Source organism: Micromonospora sp. NPDC005087 (assembly GCF_042872965.1).
Classification (GTDB): Bacteria; Actinomycetota; Actinomycetes; order Mycobacteriales; family Micromonosporaceae; genus Micromonospora.
The window spans coordinates 53,811-70,888 of the sequence record NZ_JBIALB010000009.1 but is presented as its reverse complement, the minus strand read 5'-3'; the positions used below and the strand labels follow the sequence as shown (position 1 = coordinate 70,888).

Sequence of the window (17,078 nt, the reverse complement as noted above, 5' to 3'; positions counted from 1 at the left end):
CCGGCACTCGGATCAGTGAAAGGACCAGCGGGTGAGCGTGCTTGACGACCTGGCCGGCGGGCTGGTGGTGTCCTGCCAACCGCTGCCCGACGATCCTGACGACCCGATGCGGGACCCGTACGTCCAGGCCCGGGTGGCGGCCGCGGTGGTACGCGGCGGCGCGGTGGCGGTCCGGGTCAACGGACCGGACGACGTCAGAGCGGTACGCGCCGCCGTCGACGTTCCGGTGATCGGGTTGTACAAGCACGGCACCGAGGACGTCTTCATCACCCCGACCGCGGCCCACGCGCTCGAGGTGGCGCTGAGCGGGGCGGACATCATCGCGATCGACGCCACCGACCGCCCCCGACCGGACGGATGCCCCTTCGCCGACACGGTCCGGGTGATCCGCGAACGGACCGACGCACTGGTCCTGGCCGACGTCTCCACCACGGCTGAGGGCGTCGCCGCCGTCGAGGCCGGCGCGGACGCCGTCGCCACCACGCTGTCCGGCTACACCCCGGCCAGCCCACCGACTGACGGGCCCGACCTCGGGCTCGTGGAGCGACTCGTCGCACTGCTGTCCGTGCCGGTGATCGCCGAAGGGCGGTACCGCACCACGGAACAGATCCGCCGGGCCTTCGAGGCGGGTGCGCACGCGGTGGTGATGGGCAACGCCGTCACCTCACCGCTGTGGATCACCCGCCGGCTCGTGCCGGCCGTCCCCCGCGCGGCGAGCGCCCCGAGAAAGAAGGAGTGACCATGAGAAGACGTACCCTGCTGGCCACCGGCGTGGCCGGGCTGACCACCGTGGCCATCGGCCGACCCGCATTCGCCGGGCCCGCCAACCGGCGGCTGACCGTGGCACTGGTCCCGCTGGACGACCGGCCGGTCAACACCTACGCCCCGCAGATGACCGCGGCGAGCGCCGGCGCCCAGGTGCAGCTGCCGCCACGGGAACTGCTGGGCCGCTTCTTCAACCCGGGCGACGGGGCCGCCATCGCCCGCTGGCTCGGCACCACCAACGGCGTCGACGGGTACGTGATCTCGGTCAGCATGCTCGCCTACGGCGGCCTGATCGCCTCCCGCACCGCCGCCCCAACCCTGGCGGCCGCCCTGGAGAACCTGGCCGCGATCCGAAACCTGCGCTCGACCCGGCCGGGGGCGGTGATCGAGGTGCACGACACCATCCAGCGCCTCGCCATCACCAGCACGGGCACCGAGCTGGACCAGTACCGCGACCTGCTGGTCAGCTGGGCGAAGCTCTACGACCAGGTGGTGAACCTCGGGCAGGAGGAGCTGCGGGCCCAGCTCGACGCCGTCCGGGCGCGAATCCCCGACCAGGTCGTTGAGGACTATCTCGCCGCTCGGGCCCGCAACCACCAGGTCAACCGGCTGATGGTCGAGTGGGTCGCCGACGGCACCATCAGCCACCTCGTGCTCTCCGAGGACGACACCGCGCCGGTCGGCCTGGCCCGAGCCGAGCGGGTGGAACTGGAGGCGCTTGTCGCTCAACTCGGCGTCGACGACCGGGTGGAGATCTTCCCCGGCGCCGACGAGGTCGACGCGTTGCTGGTCGCGCGGGTGATCGCGGCCGGCACGGCGCCCACCTACCGCGTGGAGTACGCCGGCGTCTCCGGCGAGGACTGGACCGCTCAACTGGAGGGCATCCCGTTCGCGGAGAACATCCGCCGGCACGTGGCCGCCGTGGGGGGACGGGTCGTCAGCGGCGACACGGACATCGTGCTCGCCGTGAACACCCCCTCGTCGGCACCCGGGCAGCGGGCCGCTGACCTGGACGCCTTCGTCGCGCGGATCGGCAAGCTGCTGGCTGCCGGCACCCCGGTCATCGTGGTGGACCCGCTCATCGTGAACAAGGCGGACCACGAACTGGTCGCGCGGATGGAGAGCGGCCTGGATCTCGCGGCGCTGCTGTCGTACTCGGGATGGAACACCGGCGGCAACGCACTCGGCCTGGCGCTCGGCCACGGCACCGCCCGGTGGGCGTACCTTCGCTCCTCCGGCAGCGGATTCGGTGTGCCCGAACTGCGCGGGCCCGGCCAGGCGCACGCCGAGTACCTGCTCTACCGGCTCGTCAAGGACGACCCGTGGAAGAACATCGTGCAGGTCGAGGCGTACGCGCACGCACGGGCGCAGGGCTGGGACCCGCTCGCGCTCACCCCCGAGCAGAAGACCTACTTCGACGGCTGGGTGAGCGAACGGCTGGTGCCGCTGACCGAGCGGTACTTCGCCGACCACTTCGCCGGGCACCGCATCGTGCTGGGCCAGCGAGGCGCGAAGACGTTCACGGCGACCCTGGCTCGCTTCGAGTCGGCGCGTGTCGAGCTGCCGTGGGACCGACTCTTCGAGGTGATCCTCGAGCCTCGGCTGCGACTGTCCTGACCGGACGGCCGGTCGCGCCGGGGGTTGACCCGCCGGCGCGACCGGTCCGGTGCCGTCGTCAGCCCGCGCGCTCGCGGTGCTGGCGCGCCTAGTGGTGCGGGCGGTTCGGGTCCGTCGCCGTCCCCCGTGCCGTCCGTCCCGGCCGCCCGGGTGTGCCCGTCGGCCGGCGTCAGGGCGTCGCTTCGATGATGCGCAGGTCGGGGTCGGCGCCGTCGCCGAGCGCCCGCAGCGCCTCCTGGTAGGCGGGTGTCTCGTGGGCGGCGAGCGCCGCGCCGACGCTGACGCCGCTTTGCGCTCAGGAGGGCACAGCAGCCCGTGTGGCGTCGAGGACCCGGCGTACCTCGTCGCCGTCCGTGGCCTCGCGCCCGTCGCGCCGCACCGGTGCCCGCAGGTGCACCTCCCGCGCGCCGGTCTCCGCGAGCACCTGCCGGACGTTGTGCGACCGGATGCCGCCGCCGGCGATGACCCGCAACCGGTCGACGGCCCGATGCCGCAGCGCGGCGATCCGTGGGGCACCGGCCAGCGCGCTCGGCGCCCCGCCCGAGGTGAGCACCGCGTCGGCCCCGAGGTCGATGAGTTCCTCGATCGCCCTCAGCTGGTCGCCGACCTCGTCGAAGGCCTTGTGCACCGTCACCGGCAGCGGTCCCGCAGCCTCGATCAGGCGCCGCAGCACGGCCAGGTCGAGGCCGCCCGCGGCGGTGAGGGCAACGGCTCGCCGGCCTGTCCGTTCCCGACGGCTGGGGCGCACCGGCCCTCGGTGACCACGACCACGACGAGGGTGGAGTGGCCTCGACACCTTGACGATGCCCGTCCGGCGCGAGTGGATTGGGCGTACACGGCCGGCGGGCAGCGAAGCCGCGGCCGTCCAAGGGACAGGATCTACACGACACTCCTCTCGAAGGAGACGCGGGACGGCTGGACCACCTTCAGACGCTAGACCTGAACCGCGTGCAGGCGGAGACCGATACACGCAACGTGGCATCTGCCCGCGTGCTGGAGAAGCTCGGGTTCGTGCGTGAAGGGACGTTGCGCGAAGACTGCGTCGTGAACGGCGAGGTCTCGGACTCGTGGGTCTACGGGCTGATCAGGCGAGAGTGGCCGACGAGGAAGGGACACGGTACGGACATGACGCTTCCCTCGCGCGGGCGGCCATACTGACCGTGCGGGCCGGGGCCCGACCACGAAGGAGGTGACCGCTGTGCCGATCGGTCGGCTCCACCATCTGATCGTCGACTGCCTGGATCCGACGGTCGAGGCGCGTTTCTGGAGCGCGGTCCTCGGCGACCCGATCACCTACGCGGACGAGGACTTCGCCGTCGTGTCGGCCAGCACGTCGGCGTCCGGGCTGGCGTTTCAGCGCGCCGCCGACCTGACGCAGCCGACGTGGCCGGAGCCGGCGGTGCCGCAGCAGATGCACCTCGACGTGATGGTTGACGATCAGGCCGCGGCAGGCGAGGCAGTGCTCGCGCTGGGTGCGCGGCGGTTGCCCGGCGAGCATGTGTACGCCGATCCGGCCGGCCACCCGTTCTGCCTGATCAGACGCCCCACCTGGGCGCCGCCCGTGAACTGAGCTCAGCCCTGGCTGTTACGGCTGGTAGAACTTGCACCGGCTGCACGGCAGCCTGGGCCACCGCAGTCCCGCCGACAACGAGGCCGCCCTGGCGGCCTGACCACCACACCGGTGGTGTCCGCCGCAGCGGAACGAGTCAGACCACAGGAGTGTCACAACGTATGGACGGAACCGCAGGCAGCCCGTGGGCGGTAACCGGTCTGGATCCACTGGCCGGACTGGTGTTGGAGCACCTGGTATCCGTGCCGTCGGCGGACGCCACCGAGGTGGCGGCCGCTGTCGGGGTGTCCTCGGCGGAGGCGGAACGAGCACTGCGGCACCTGGCGGACTCCGCACTGGCGCTGCAGATCGACGGCACGACACCGCGATGGGCGGCCGGCCCCCCACGGTCATCGCTCAGCGCCCTGCTGGCCCGGCGGCGGGCCGAACTGGCCCGTGTTGACGGCATCGTGGAGCGGCTTCACGAGGTGTACGAGGCGGTGTCCGGGCCGCGCGCTGCGCACCTGGTGGAGGTGCTGGAGCGCGAGGACGAGGTGCCGGCGCGCTACGGTCAGCTGCTGAAGGGGAGTTCGGTCGAGGTACTGCATCTGGCCAAGCCGCCGTATGTGACGGCCGCGCAGCCGTCCGTCGGGGAGTCGGGCGTGGCGCCCGGGGTGCGGATGCGGTCGGTGTACGAGACGGAGGGCTTCACCGACGCGGTGTCGCTCACGACGGCGCTGCGCGGGACGGGTCAGGGCGGGGAACTGCGGCTGGCGGCACGGCTGCCGGTGAAGTTGGTGGTGTTCGACCGGGCGGCGGCTCTGCTGCCGGTGCGCGGGGACCGCCCGGCGGCGGGTTCCTTGGTGGTGCACCCCCCCGCGCTGGTGGTGGCGCTGGTGGCGCTGTTCGAGAGCGTGTGGGAGCGCGCCGAGCCGGTGTCGCTGGCGAGCCGACATGACGGGCCGGCTCCGAAGGGCGGTCCGGCGACCGAGGGGCCGGACGGGCGAACACGGGAGATCCTGCACATGATGGCGACCGGGATGAAGGACGAGGCGATCGCCCGCGTGCTCCAGGTGAGCCGCCGTACGGTGCAGAAACATGTCAGCGAGGCGGGTTCCCTGCTCGGCGCCCGGACCCGGTTCCAGATCGCGCTGCTGGCGGCGGAGCGGGGGTGGCTCAAGGGCCCGGTGGGGAATTGACCAGGCCATGTCCTGAACGCGACGCCGCGCCGGGACCGCCCTGAGGGGTCCCGGCGCTTCGTCGTGGAGCGCGCCTCCTAGTAGGGGCTCACTTGCAGGACTTGGCTCCCTTCGCGTACGCCAGGCCGAAACCGCCGGCCGACGAGTCCATGAAGATCACCTCGCGCCCCGTGCCCGCCGTCGCGAACATCTGGGCGCCCGGGCTGCACGACGCCGGGCCGACGTACTTTCCGTTGAGCGTGTACTGCTTGAGCTTCGGATTGAGCGAGTTGTCCGGGTAGCCGCCGGTCGAGAGCCAGAGGTCCGCGGGGGCCTCCTCGGTAACCGTGAGGGTCGTGTCGGACAGCGTGAGGACGTCGGCGCGGATCGCCTGCGGGGAGTTCTCCTCGAAGAGCAGGTGGCTGGTGCCGGTGGCGAAGTCGAACAGCCGCACGGAGTCGTTGAACGTCCCCTGGCTCCACTCGCCGTCGACGTACCTGCCGTAGTCGCGGTTGATCACCCAGGCGACGCCGGTGGCGGACACCTGGGGGTAACTCATCGTCTCGGCACCAGGGTCACCGCCGGCGAAGGTCGTCTTCCCCGTCGCGATGTCGTACACCTCGACGCCCAGCGACCACCAGTTGCCGTTGGCGTCGGGCTGCGGGTAGTCCTCGTACCGGACGTAGGAGATCTTCCCGTTCTTGACGCTCGGCGCCGTCGCGTTCCCGAGCCAGTCGGGGTGGGCGAGGGTGTGGACGGTCCGCGAGCTGCCCTGCAGGTAGCGCACGACGTCGCGGTAGCCCTGCTCCGGGTCGTACTGGCTCCACGTGACGACGGTGCCGTCGAAGCTCAGGCCGTCGATCCGGTACGGGGAGCTGTAGAGCTCCTCGACCTGGCCGCCGCCGACTGGCGCCGACAGGATGTGGTCGACCTCCCACGTCGGGGAGTCGGGGTCCGCCTCGATCGACAGCCACACGACCCGCTTGCCATCGGTGTGCGGGAAGCTGTGCATGTTCCCGTCGTCCGGGGAGATCCGGTACGGCGCGACCTTGCCGTCAATGCGGCCCATCCAGATCGACGGCGGCTGGGTGTGGTTCGCGTCCGAGCGCGGCACGGTGAACCAGCCGCCGGCCATGCTCGCAGTCATGTCGACGTACATCCCGGTGTTGAGCCGGTCGACGAGGAGGTCGGTCTTCTTGCCGTAGAGGTTCGCCTTCCACTTCGCGGTGATCCCGCGCGAATCGAACGCCGCCCGCACCACCTTGAGGTCCTTCTGACTCAGGCCGGAGGACTTGGCGGAGGCGAGCACCGCCTCGCGGGCGTCGACGAAGTCGGACATCGGCGTGAGGTAGTCGGTGAGCGCCCGGTAGACGATCTTGTCGGCGACCGCGCCACCGAATGCCTGACGCAGGTCCCACAGCGCCCCGGACACGATCGTCGAGTTGAGGTGCACGCCGCCGTCGTCCATCTGCGGCGTGTCCATGAGGTGCTGGAAGTTCGCCGTGGTGGCGCCGTCGTCGAGGTTGCGCAGGGCGCACTTGGTGGGCGCCAGGGTGCGGCAGAGGTCGCCGCCGATCAGGCTCGCCTCGGGGTCGGACATGGGCGTGCCGGCCGCGTCGAGGTCGATGGCGTTGCCGAAGTAGTCGGCGATCGCCTCATTGAGCGCGCCGGGCTGGCCGGCGTAGACGAGGTTGGCGGAGTTCTCCACCACACCGTGCGTCATCTCGTGGCCCACGACGTCCGGGTCGGCGGCCAGCGGCAGGTACTCGTCGTCGCCGCTGCCGTACACCATGCGGGTGCCGTCCCAGTACGCGTTGACGAACGGGTAGCCGCCGTAGGTAATGCCCACGATCGAGTTGATCGGCATGCCGTCATCGTCCAGGCTGTTGCGCCCGAGATTCGTCTGGAACCACTCGAACACCTTCGCGGCGTCCCAGGCCGCGTCCACGGCGCCGGCGTCGGTCAGGTCCGCGCCGAGTGTGCTCGACGGCGACGCGAACGGCCCCACGCCCTCGGGCAACTGGCCGTCGAGCAGCTCGTAGTAGTCCCGGCCCCGAGCGTCCCAGGTGGTGATCGGCACCGTCCGGCCGTCCGGGAGGGTGTGGGTCTGATCGATCATGAGGTAGGAGCTCGCGTCGTCGGTCCGGACGAGCGGGACCGGCACCGTGGCGCCGTGCAGGCTCCTGCCCTCGCCGACGACCGGCGTCGTGCCCTTGCGCGACGGGAGCGCCTTCGTAACGGCCCGCGGCGCGACGGCGGTCCCGCCGGCGGCCAGGGCGGCGGCCTGCTGCGCGGTGGCGAAGGGCTTGATCCGGCTGACGCTGAGCAGCGTCACGCCGTTCGTCGCACCCACGTACACGTCGCGGAGCACGGGCTGGCCCGTGACGACGTCCTTGCCCTTGACGAGCACGCGCCGGGCGAGCACGCCGGTGCCAGTCGGCATGACCACGAGACCCTGGTCGGTGCCGCTGAGATCGGCGTGGGCGGCGTCGGGCGTCGTGCCGGGCCGCGGGGCGCCGGCCACGACGGCCGCACCGGGGTGCAGGCTCTTGCGCACGTCCTCGACCGCTCGGGAGACCGCGATGTGCGCGGGCATCGGGGTGCTGGTCGTGTCGACGTCGAGGTCTGTGAAGTAGGTGCCCGACGTGCCGGTCACCGCCCGCTTGCCGGCCTTCTTCTCCATCCGCACCACGTACTGGGCGCCGAACACGGGCAGGCCCTTGTACTTCTGGTTCAGCCGGACCGTCTCCCGCGCGCCCTGCGTGTCGATGTTCGCGGTGGTGAGCGTGCCGGCCGGGTCGGCGATCCGGTAGCGGTCCTTGTGGCCCGCGAGGTGGGCCTTGGCGGCCTTGTCCGGTGCGATCGTGGCGTCGACCTGGTCGGCCAGGTCATCGACGAGCGCGGGGGCGTCCGTAGCGGGTGCCACGGTGGCCGGAACTGAAGCCTCCGCGGCGGTAGTCGTGCCCGTCGGCGACGGGGTCGCCGCGGTCGCGGCCTGGGCGGTGGTTCCGAGGAGGGCGGCCGTCGCCAGGACGGCGAGGGCGGGTGGTGCCTTGAGTCTGCGCATCTGTGCTCCTGCAAGGTGGTCCAGCGCCCGGCCGACTCCTTGCGGCACGGGGTTCGCTCACCCTCACCGCGGTGTCGCCATCGACACAAGGACGACTTTGCGCATCTGCACAAGTCAGAAGCCCGTCGAGGGAGAGCCGATCCGAACGGCACACCTGGTCGGGGCCGATGGTGGGCGCAGTGTCATCCCTGCACCCCGCACCGGTTCATGGCGACGAGGAGCGGCCGTTGGCAAGGGCTCGTTTCCCCGCGTGGCTCAAGGCCCGGTGCCCCGGCGCGACCGAGTTCGCTGCGCGGAGACTCCGTTCAGATGGGCGGGCGGCGGGACAGCAGGCATCCAGTCAGCGCCGCTGCGAGGCCGGCCAGCCCGGCTGCCGCGAAGCCGCCCGCTGGGACGGAGACGTCGATCGCCAGCCCGACGACCGGGGATCCGAGCGCGAAACCCGCGCTCAGCGCCGAGGATTGCAGACCTGTCGCCTCACCCCGCACGCTGGCCGGCGCAAGCCGGCTCACCGCGTCGGCCACCGTGGAAAGGGTTGGCGCGGTGAGAAGCCCGGCGCCGACCAGTGCCAGTCCCGGCGCACCGTTCGCTCGGGGCCGGACGCGCTTGCGGGCCCAGCACAGGACGATGGCCGAATAGCCGTGTGAGCTCTCCTGGGCGACCTGCCGGACCTCGATCGACCCGTCCAGCGGCCCGAACTCCGGCCGCAGCACCGCCCTGAGGTCGTGTTCGTCGACATCAGCACTGGGAAAGGTCCTTCCCGCGACGAGGTAGCCGCGACATCGGCGCAGGGCCGCGGTGACGAAGAGACCCCCGGGCTGGACCAGGCCCGTGATGTGTCGCATGAGGAGCTGCCAGGTGGGCCGGTCGTCGGTGGCGGAGTCCGCGCAGTAGGCGCTGACCACCGTCGCGTACCGGCGGTCCACCGGGCGGGCGTGCCGGCCATCCACCCGGATCAGCGCGGTGATCTTTCCCCTGACGAGGTCCTCGCGGGCGGCCACGTCCTCGTCGGTCGGGCAGCTGATCCCCTCGCACCGCAGGGTGTGGCGGACGAACGGTCGCCAGTCGTGGGCGTCGGGTTCGCGGTCGATCCACCGCTGGATCTCGCGGAGGTTGGCCGGCAGATAGTCGCCCAGGTGAATCTCCGATGCCACCTCGGCTGCCGCGAACACGTGGTGCAGGGTGGGCCCGACCCCGAAGAACAACACGGGTTGACCGCGCTCCGCGTGGCGCATCGCCTCGACGAAGAACGCGATGGTGGCGATCTCGTCCGGTTCGACGGCCCGGTAGTAGCTGGCGAGGTACTCGGCCGGTACCCAGTCCGTGTCGAACGAGGCGTACCGGTGGCGGCGGCGCCGGAGGAATGCTCGGGTGAGACGGGCGAGCCCGTACTCGTACAGCGCGGCACCGAGGTTCGCGCCGCCGAGGAACACGAGTGCGTCGTTCGAGCTGATCGAGTCGCTGAGCGCGGCGACCCCGAAGGCACCCGCGTAGTAGGGCACCTCCTTGGCGACCTCCGTACCGGCGTACCCGATGGCCGCCGCCACGCGCGGTGCGCGGGCGCTGTTCGTCATCCGCCGGATCACGTCGTACGCCGCTTTGGACAGCACGTTGGTGCTGGTTCCGGTCGTGGCCAGGAGCATCCAGTTCGCTCGCACATTGGCGGTGAGGCCGATCCCCCAGACCGCGTAGCTCGCGACGAGAAACGCCACCACCCACTGGCGGTCGAGGCCGCTGAACAGACCGGAGGCGACCAGGCACGTGCCCGCGGCCACCACGCTCGCCTCCAGCGCGTAGGCCGACGCCACGGTGGCGGCAAGGCTGACGGTCCACTTCCTGAGCCCTGGGTGCTCCGTCGGCGGGCGCCGCGGTGGCCGAACCGCCTGCGCCACGGGAATCCCGTTCATACCGGTGCCGCCGCTCGGGCCGGTTCCCAGGCCACCGCCTGAAATACCGCGACCACCAGCGCGCAGACCGGTTGCCCGGTGCACCGAGCGCCCGCGACCTCGATGCCACGCCGCGGGAAGCTCGTACCCCGGTTGCGGCACAACGCGTCCAGAGAGGTGGTCACCAGCCTCCGCAGGCTCGCCTCGTCGCTGGCCTCGTGTTCCACCAGCAGTCCGCGTCCGCACCCGTCCTGCGCCCAGCCGACACCGGCCCAGGCCTCTGCTTGTGGCACCGCTGTTCGCGCCTGTGCCGCCACGCAGTACAGCCGGTCGCCCCAACTGCCCGAGGTACAGCCGATCCGGTCGACCTGTCGTACCGAGCTGGCGGGTGGCAACACCGAGCTGAGGTAGATCAGGTTACGGTCGGCGACGCCGGCCGCCACCAGCGCGGCGTCGAACGCTGCCAGCTGGGTCGGACCACGGCCGACGGCCCCGGCCACCAGGATGTTCATCGGTTCCCGCCAGCCGAGCGGAGTTCGGCCGGGGATGCCTGCGCGGTCCGCGTCCGTTCCGACCGGACGCGCTCGGCCTCGACCAGTACCCGGCGCGAGAGCTTGCCCGACGGCGCCCTCGGCACCGATGGGGTGAACCGAACGGCGTGGAGCCGCTTGTAGGGGGCGACCCGCTCAGCCACGTAGGCCAGCAGCTCGTCGGCCGTCGCCGGTCCCCGCAGCACCACGTGCGCGACCGGCACCTCGCCGGCGTCCGCGTCGGGCCGGGGCACCACGGCCGCGTCGGCGACCGCCAGGTGGGTGCGGAGCAGGTGCTCCAGCTCGGCCGGCGCGACCTGGTACCCCTGGTACTTGATCAATTCCTTCAGCCGGTCGACCACGTACAGGTAGCCGTCCTCGTCGAAGTAGCAGAGATCGCCGGTGTGCAGCCAGCCGTCGGCGTCGATGGTGGCGGCCGTGGCCTCCGGTCGGTCGCGGTAGCCCCGCATGAGCTGCGGGCCACGGATCCACAGCTCGCCGGCGCGTCCGGCACCGAGGTCGCCGCCGCCGCCGTCCGGGTCGACGACGCGCGCCTCGGTGTTGGGTACCAGCCGGCCGACCGACCCGCGCCGCGGCTCGTCGAGTGGGCCGACGGTGACCATGGCGCTGGCCTCCGTCATGCCGAGGCCCTGACTGACCACACAGCCGAGCCGCTCGGCGCACCGCTGTTCCACATCGGCGCCGAGAGGTGCCGCACCCACGCCGAGGCTTCTCAGCGACGACAGGTCGTGCCTGTCCACCAGCGGATGGTCGGCCAACGCCGTCGCCAGCGGCGGTGACACGACGCTGACCGTCGCCCGGTGTTCCGCAATGGCCCGAAGGAAGACCTCGAGGTCGTAGCCAGCCAGGGTCACGACGGTGGCGCCCGCCGCCAGGCTGCAGGGCAGCAGGAAGTTGAACCCCATGACGTGGAAGAACGGCGCTGCGGCGAGGACCACGTCGTCCTCGCGGAAATCGATCACCGCCTGGCTCTGGCGGACGTTCGTCACCAGGTTCGAGTGGGTCAGCTCCACTCCCTTGGGCAGGCCGGTGGTGCCGCTCGAGTAGGGCAGGGCGGCCAGCTCGTTGTCGAGGTCGCTCGTCACCTCCGCCGGCGGATGGTGGTGGGCGATCAGCTCGCGGAACGACGTCGCGCCCGCCGCCTCCCCGAAGACCAGCACCTCCTGGACGCCGGCCAGCTCGGCGGCCGCCAACGCGCGGTCCAGGAACGGCGGGACGGTGACCAGCATCCGCGCCGCGGCGTCGGTGAGCTGGCCGGCCAACTCCTCGACGGTGAGCATCGGGTTGGCGCCGGTGACGATCCCGCCGGCCGCCATCGTCCCGTAGGCCGCCAGGGCGTACTCGGGCAGATTGGGGCTGTAGAGGGCCAGGACGTCACCCGCCGCGAAGCCTCGGGCGACCAGGCCGGCCGCGACCCGCTCCACACCGGTGGCCAGCTGGCGGTAGCTGATCGTGCGGCCGGTTACGCCGTCGATCAGGGCCGGCTTCTCGCCGAGGCGGGCGGCGTGCCGCAGCACGAGCGATTGCACGGTGGTACCGCCGACCTGCACCTCGGGCAGTTCGCTGCGGAACGGGTGGACGACTGCCATGGTGACTCCCCTGCCGTGTGCGACCACACCAGCCGGCGGGATGCCGCTGGTGGACCGGGTTTCGCCCCTCATGACCCGACCGTAGGGAGCCGTCGTGTGCAGACCGTTTCCCGACCGTTTTCGCAGCGTGGATCGCGATAGAGTTCTTCGCGGACGACGACGGCGGTGGCGATGCGGGACCAGGAGTTGCGTGTCCGGGTGCTCGGCGGGGCCGAGCTGACGGTCGGCGGCCGTCCACTGGTCGAGCTGGCCTCTGCCAAGGCGACGGCGCTCCTGTTCTACCTGGCGGTCACCGGCACCGCCCACTCACGCTCGGCGCTGGCCGGGTTGCTCTGGAGCGACCTTCCGGAGCCGACGGCCCGGGCAAATCTGCGGCTGGTGCTGACCAAGCTGCGTCGGGTCGTCCCGGAGCATGTGGCAGTGAGCAGGCAGACCATTGCGCTCGCGGACAGCCGGCAGGTGTGGGTCGACGCTGTGGAGGTGGGCCGGGTGGCCGCCTCCGATCAGGACGACGACGAGCTGCTGGAGGCCGTCCGGCTCTGCCGAGGCGATTTTCTCGAGGGTTTCGGCGTCCCCGGAGCCCCGCTGTTCGACGAGTGGTTGGCCGACCGGCGCGCCGCGGTCCGAGCGGACATGCTCGCGCTCATGGACCGTGCCGTGCGGCGGGCCAGAGACCGGCGGGATGCTGCCGGCGGCATCGAGGTGACCCGTCGTCTGCTGCAGCTGGAGCGGCTCCACGAGGAGGCGCACCGCGCGTTGATGTGGTTCCTGGCCGTGGGCGGTCAGCGCAGCGCCGCTCTCGCCCAGTACGAGACCTGCCGCTACCTCCTCCGAGAGGAGCTGGGCGTCGAGCCAGCGCCGGCCACGCTCGCTCTGCGGGACGAGATCGCCAGCACCGGTGGGTTCACCGCGCTGGGTGTCCTCCCGGCCACGGCGAACCCGGCCCGGTCGGCCGGGTCGCCGACGTCCGACCTGCCTCGCCCACTCACCGCGCTGATCGGTCGGGACCGGGAGCTCGCGCGTCTGCATGAGCTCCTCGACGATCCGGCGTGCCGGCTCGTGACCCTCGTAGGCCCCGGCGGAATCGGTAAGACCCGGCTGGCGGTGGAGGTCACCGCGAGTCGGCGGACGCGGCATCGTGGCGGGACGGTGTTCGTGTCGTTCGTGGGGACCAGCGCGGCCCGCCCGGACGAGGCCGCCGACCTGGTCGTCGCCGGCCTCGCCCGCGCGCTGGAGGTAGAGCTGGCCGTGCCCCGCGAGCCACTGGACCTGCTCACCGACCAGCTCGCCGGCCGCGAACTGCTGCTGGTGCTCGACAACCTGGAGCACCTCCGGGACGCCGCGGGGGTCCTCGCCGAACTGCTGCGACGAGCACCGGGTACGCAGCTGCTGGTGACCTCCCGGCGGCAGCTGGGGCTGGGCGTGGAGTGGCTGGTCGAGGTGCCCGGCCTGCCGTACCCGCCGCCGGGCGCCGACGCGGACGCCGCCGGCTACGAGGCGGTGCAGCTCTTCCAGGAGCGGGCGCGGCCGCTGCGCCCCGGCTTCCCCGCCGTCGTCGACGCCGAGGGCGTCGGTCGGGTGTGCCGGCTGGTCGCCGGTGTGCCGCTGGCCATCGAGCTGGCCGCCCGCTGGGTACGGTCCGCCAGCCCGGCCGCCATCGCCGACCGGCTCGCCGACGGGCTCGAACTGCTCGAGACGACCGCACCTGACGTGGAGCGGCGGCACCGCAGCCTCCGCTCGGTGATCGACTGGTCGTGGCGGCTGCTGACCGACGAGGAACGACGGACCCTGCGTCGGTTGTCGGTGCTGCGCCGCAGCTTCGACCTCGCGGCCGCCGGCGCCGTGGCGGACGCCGGACTGCCGATGCTGGCCAGCCTGGTCGACCAGTCGCTGGTCGCCGTCGGTGGGGATGGCCGCTACGAGATGCACGAGCTGCTCCGGCAGTACGCCGCCGAGAGTCTGGCCACGGACCCGGCGGAGGAGGCGCGGGCGCGGTGGCGCCACGCCGAGCACTATGTCGCGCTGCTCCCCCCACCGGATGAGGCCCGCGCCGAGGGCCGGCCGAGTCTGGAAGTCGAGCAGGAGAACCTGCGCGCCGCCACCGACTGGCTCATCCTGGACGCCGACCCGACCGCGCTCGACGCCCACCTGCTGCGGCTGTGGGCGCTGTACCGGCGCCTGGGCTGGTTCCGGGAGGCTCAGGTCTTCTTCGGCGCCGCCCTGGAACGCCATGGGATCACGACCCTGCAGCGGGCACGCTGGCACCGCATGCTCGGCGAGACGCACCAGCAGCTCGGCGAGGCGAACGCCGCGCGGTACCACCTGGAACGGGCGTTGGATCTGCTCGGCGCCCGCGTGCCGGCGTCGACGACGGGCCGGCTGGGGATGCTCACGTCACAGGTGGCACGCCGGACACTCCGGGGCCTGCGGCCGGGTGGTGCCGTCGCCCGTCGTGCGGAACGGCGCGAGGCGGCCCGGGAACGCGCCGCCACCTGCTTCACGATCGCCGAGGTCTACTGGGTGCTCAATGAGCACTTCCCGATCCTCGCGGCGTCGATCTCGTCGTTGAACGATGCCGAACGCGCCGGGGACCTCGACCTCATCGTCCGGGCGCAGGCCGGTCTCGGGATGACCGTCGGCACCCTGGGGTTGCGCCAGCTCGCGGGCCGACACCTCCGCGCCGCGAGCGCCGCCGTCGAGCGCACCGACGACCCGCTCACCGCCTGCTGGGTCGGCATCGTGGGCGGGCTGCACTGGACCGGCGTCGGCGACTGGGCGGCGGTCGAGGCCGGCGCCGACAGGGTCCTGAAACTCCGACGCCGGACACCGATGCACCGGTGGGCCGACGAGGTGCTGCTGATCACCGCGGTCACCCGGTACCTCACCGCCCGCTATTCGCAGGCGGCCGCGGCGGCCGTCGAGGCGATGGCTTCCGGCCGCGACCGCCGCGATCCCATCGTGCACCTGTGGGGGCTGCTCGTCCTGATCGAGACGGCCCTGCGCGCCAACCCCGACGACGCGGCTCTGGCGGGCTGGTCCGAAGAGGCCGCACAGCTCCTGCCGGCAGCAGCCCGGATCGACGCCGCCCGCCTCCACGTCGCCACCGCCCGCCAACACCTCGCCGCCGGGCGGCGGGCGGACGCGTGGCAGGCGATCCGCACCGCCGACCACCTGATGGGCCTACATCAGTCATTCGAGCAGTACGCCATCGAGGCGCACGCCGGCGTCCCCGAGGTCTGTCTGACGCTGCTCGAACAGGCCGGCTCTCGGGAAAATCCGGCTGGCGGAGCGGACGAGCCGGACCCCGCCCACCTACGCGCGACCACAGCGGTCGCCCTGCGCCGGCTGCATCGCTACGCCCGCACGTTTCCCATGGCCCGTCCGAGGGCGCTCATCTGCCTGGGCTGGCACCGCTGGCTCGACGGCCGCGCCGGGGCCGCCCGCCGGGCGTGGGTCCGGGCGGTACGCGAAGCCGAGCGCCGTGGGATGCCCTACGAACTGGCGCGCGCCCACCACGAACTCGGCCGTCACCTCGCCTCGGGGCAGCGGTCCACCCTCGGGCTCACCAGGGCCGAGCACCTGGATCGGGCGATCGCCGGATTCGACGCCGCCGGGTGTGGCGCCGATCTGCGCCGAGTTCAGGCGCTCGCCGGTTACTTGTCCGGCCGTACCATCTCCCGGTGATCTCCCCCCGCCGACGGCTGGCCGCCGCGTCCATTCTCCTGGTGTTGGAGGCGGTGGCGTTCGGGCTCGTCGTGACCGAGTCCGTGACCGGTGCGATCGCCGCCGTTGCCATCACCTGCGTGTCGTTGTGGGTGCACCTCGTCCTGCACGAGTGCGGGCACCTTGTCATGGCGAAGCTGCTGCGTCTGCCGGTCATCGCGGTCCGTATCGCACCCTTCGGCGGGTGGCGGAACGAAGTGTCGGTCCGGCCAGCGCCGTCGGCGACCGCGCTGCCGCTGCGGATGGTGCTGTTCTACCTCGGTGGCCCGATGGCGAACCTGTGCAGTGCGGCGGTGCTCTGTGCCGCAGCGGCGTTGACGAGCACGGCGTTGACACGCCTCGCGCTGTTCGGCGCAGCGCTTTTCGCGGCGCTGCTCGGGGTGGTCAACCTCATTCCCGGGACTTCGCCCCGCAGTGACGGCCGCAACCTGCTGCGCTGGCTCCTCGCGCCAACAGCCACCCTTGCCGCGCTACGGGCTGGCTACTACCAGGAGGAGGTGAGCAGCACGTTGCGGACGATCGCCCGAGGGCAGGTCGACGACGATCGTCTCGGAGATCCAGCTCGCGACGGCAACGACCCGCGACTCGCGCTCGCCGCCGTCCACCGGCGCTGGAGCACGGGCCACACGCAGTCGACGGCGGACCTCATCGCCGACGCTGAGCGGCTCGCGGCGCTGGCGCGCGCCGACCGCACCGATCCCATGACCGCCGCCGCAATCGGACAGGTGCTCACCGTGCAGTTCGGGTTGTGGTACCTGTACGCCGCGGTGGTGAACGAATCGCCGGTCCAACACCCGGAGGTGGTGGAGATCGCGGAACTGGCCCAGCTCGCCTTCCACGTACAGCCGCACATGTTGTCCGCCCGTGTCGCCATGAGCCTGGCTCACCTGCTCAACCAGCGGCCGGAGCAGGCGCGTTCGCTGCTTCTCGACATTCGGCCGAGTGTCGACCCGCCGAACCTGTGCAGCGTCGCGTTACTCCTGCGGGCCATCGCCGAGTGTTACCTCGGCAACCACGCCGATGCGGACGCCCTCACCAGGGCGGCCGGCCGCGACCACCCGCAACTGACGCAGGTCGTTGCCGCGATCCAGGCTGCGGATCCGGTGCCGCCCCTGTTCGCCCCGGCACCGATGGCGGACACCTGACCGCGAGG

General features: G+C 72.0%; 11 protein-coding genes and 1 pseudogene. 7 read left to right on the top strand and 5 right to left on the bottom strand.

Annotation, left to right across the window (positions count from 1 at the left end; translation table 11 throughout):
* Positions 1-31 precede the first annotated feature (31 nt).
* Together ACFYPS_RS21505 and ACFYPS_RS21500 are read left to right on the top strand one after the other, a co-directional pair.
* Entirely contained in the window at positions 32-739 is a 708-nt protein-coding gene (locus ACFYPS_RS21505) for an N-acetylmannosamine-6-phosphate 2-epimerase (RefSeq protein ID WP_387326382.1), read from the top strand.
* 2 nt (positions 740-741) lie between these two features.
* The gene (locus ACFYPS_RS21500; RefSeq protein ID WP_354966852.1) at positions 742-2,382 is read left to right on the top strand and encodes a DUF4127 family protein; all 1,641 of its coding nucleotides are present in this window, start codon (positions 742-744) and stop codon (positions 2,380-2,382) included.
* A 295-nt stretch (positions 2,383-2,677) separates the two neighbouring features.
* On the opposite strand, the pseudogene ACFYPS_RS21495 reads toward ACFYPS_RS21500, so the two are convergent.
* Positions 2,678-3,088, bottom strand: a pseudogene (locus ACFYPS_RS21495) (copper homeostasis protein CutC); the annotation flags it as partial.
* 119 nt (positions 3,089-3,207) lie between these two features.
* Here ACFYPS_RS21495 and ACFYPS_RS21490 point away from each other — a divergent pair.
* From ACFYPS_RS21490 to ACFYPS_RS21480, 3 genes are all read left to right on the top strand, one after another.
* Positions 3,208-3,540 (top strand): GNAT family protein, encoded by a 333-nt coding sequence (locus tag ACFYPS_RS21490; protein ID WP_354966853.1) that lies wholly within the window; start codon positions 3,208-3,210, stop codon positions 3,538-3,540.
* A 31-nt stretch (positions 3,541-3,571) separates the two neighbouring features.
* Positions 3,572-3,952 (top strand): VOC family protein, encoded by a 381-nt coding sequence (locus ACFYPS_RS21485; protein WP_354966854.1) that lies wholly within the window; start codon positions 3,572-3,574, stop codon positions 3,950-3,952.
* A gap of 161 nt (positions 3,953-4,113) precedes the next feature.
* A complete protein-coding gene (locus ACFYPS_RS21480) occupies positions 4,114-5,130 on the top strand; it encodes a LuxR C-terminal-related transcriptional regulator (protein ID WP_387326377.1) in 1,017 nt (338 codons plus the stop codon).
* 88 nt (positions 5,131-5,218) lie between these two features.
* Here ACFYPS_RS21480 and ACFYPS_RS21475 read toward each other — a convergent pair whose 3' ends face one another.
* From ACFYPS_RS21475 to ACFYPS_RS21460, 4 genes are all read right to left on the bottom strand, one after another.
* Positions 5,219-8,176, bottom strand: a complete 2,958-nt coding sequence (locus tag ACFYPS_RS21475; RefSeq protein ID WP_354966857.1) for a M4 family metallopeptidase — start codon at positions 8,174-8,176, stop codon at positions 5,219-5,221.
* A gap of 305 nt (positions 8,177-8,481) precedes the next feature.
* Positions 8,482-9,984: a guanitoxin biosynthesis pre-guanitoxin forming N-methyltransferase GntF gene (gntF, locus tag ACFYPS_RS21470; protein ID WP_387326373.1), complete on the bottom strand. Its 1,503-nt coding sequence runs from the start codon at positions 9,982-9,984 to the stop codon at positions 8,482-8,484.
* Between the two features lie 95 nt (positions 9,985-10,079).
* On the bottom strand, positions 10,080-10,574 hold the full coding sequence (locus ACFYPS_RS21465; RefSeq protein WP_387326370.1) for a pyruvoyl-dependent arginine decarboxylase: 495 nt from the start codon (positions 10,572-10,574) through the stop codon (positions 10,080-10,082).
* Positions 10,571-12,274: an AMP-binding protein gene (locus ACFYPS_RS21460; protein WP_387326368.1), complete on the bottom strand. Its 1,704-nt coding sequence runs from the start codon at positions 12,272-12,274 to the stop codon at positions 10,571-10,573. Before ACFYPS_RS21460 ends, ACFYPS_RS21465 begins: the two co-directional genes overlap by 4 nt.
* A 99-nt stretch (positions 12,275-12,373) precedes the next feature.
* Between ACFYPS_RS21460 and ACFYPS_RS21455 the strand changes: the two genes are divergently transcribed.
* Positions 12,374-15,886, top strand: a complete 3,513-nt coding sequence (locus tag ACFYPS_RS21455) for an ATP-binding protein (RefSeq protein ID WP_387326712.1) — start codon at positions 12,374-12,376, stop codon at positions 15,884-15,886.
* On the top strand, positions 15,883-17,070 hold the full coding sequence (locus ACFYPS_RS21450; protein ID WP_387326365.1) for a hypothetical protein: 1,188 nt from the start codon (positions 15,883-15,885) through the stop codon (positions 17,068-17,070). Before ACFYPS_RS21455 ends, ACFYPS_RS21450 begins: the two co-directional genes overlap by 4 nt.
* The last annotated feature ends 8 nt before the right edge of the window (positions 17,071-17,078 follow it).

Coding starts and splice junctions, on each gene's coding strand:
- ACFYPS_RS21455 (WP_387326712.1), top strand. CDS start 12,374: ATGCGGGACCAGGAGTTGCGTGTCCGGGTGCTCGGCGGGGCCGAGCTG.
- ACFYPS_RS21460 (WP_387326368.1), bottom strand. CDS start 12,274: ATGAGGGGCGAAACCCGGTCCACCAGCGGCATCCCGCCGGCTGGTGTG.
- ACFYPS_RS21465 (WP_387326370.1), bottom strand. CDS start 10,574: ATGAACATCCTGGTGGCCGGGGCCGTCGGCCGTGGTCCGACCCAGCTG.
- ACFYPS_RS21475 (WP_354966857.1), bottom strand. CDS start 8,176: ATGCGCAGACTCAAGGCACCACCCGCCCTCGCCGTCCTGGCGACGGCC.
- ACFYPS_RS21500 (WP_354966852.1), top strand. CDS start 742: ATGAGAAGACGTACCCTGCTGGCCACCGGCGTGGCCGGGCTGACCACC.
- ACFYPS_RS21480 (WP_387326377.1), top strand. CDS start 4,114: ATGGACGGAACCGCAGGCAGCCCGTGGGCGGTAACCGGTCTGGATCCA.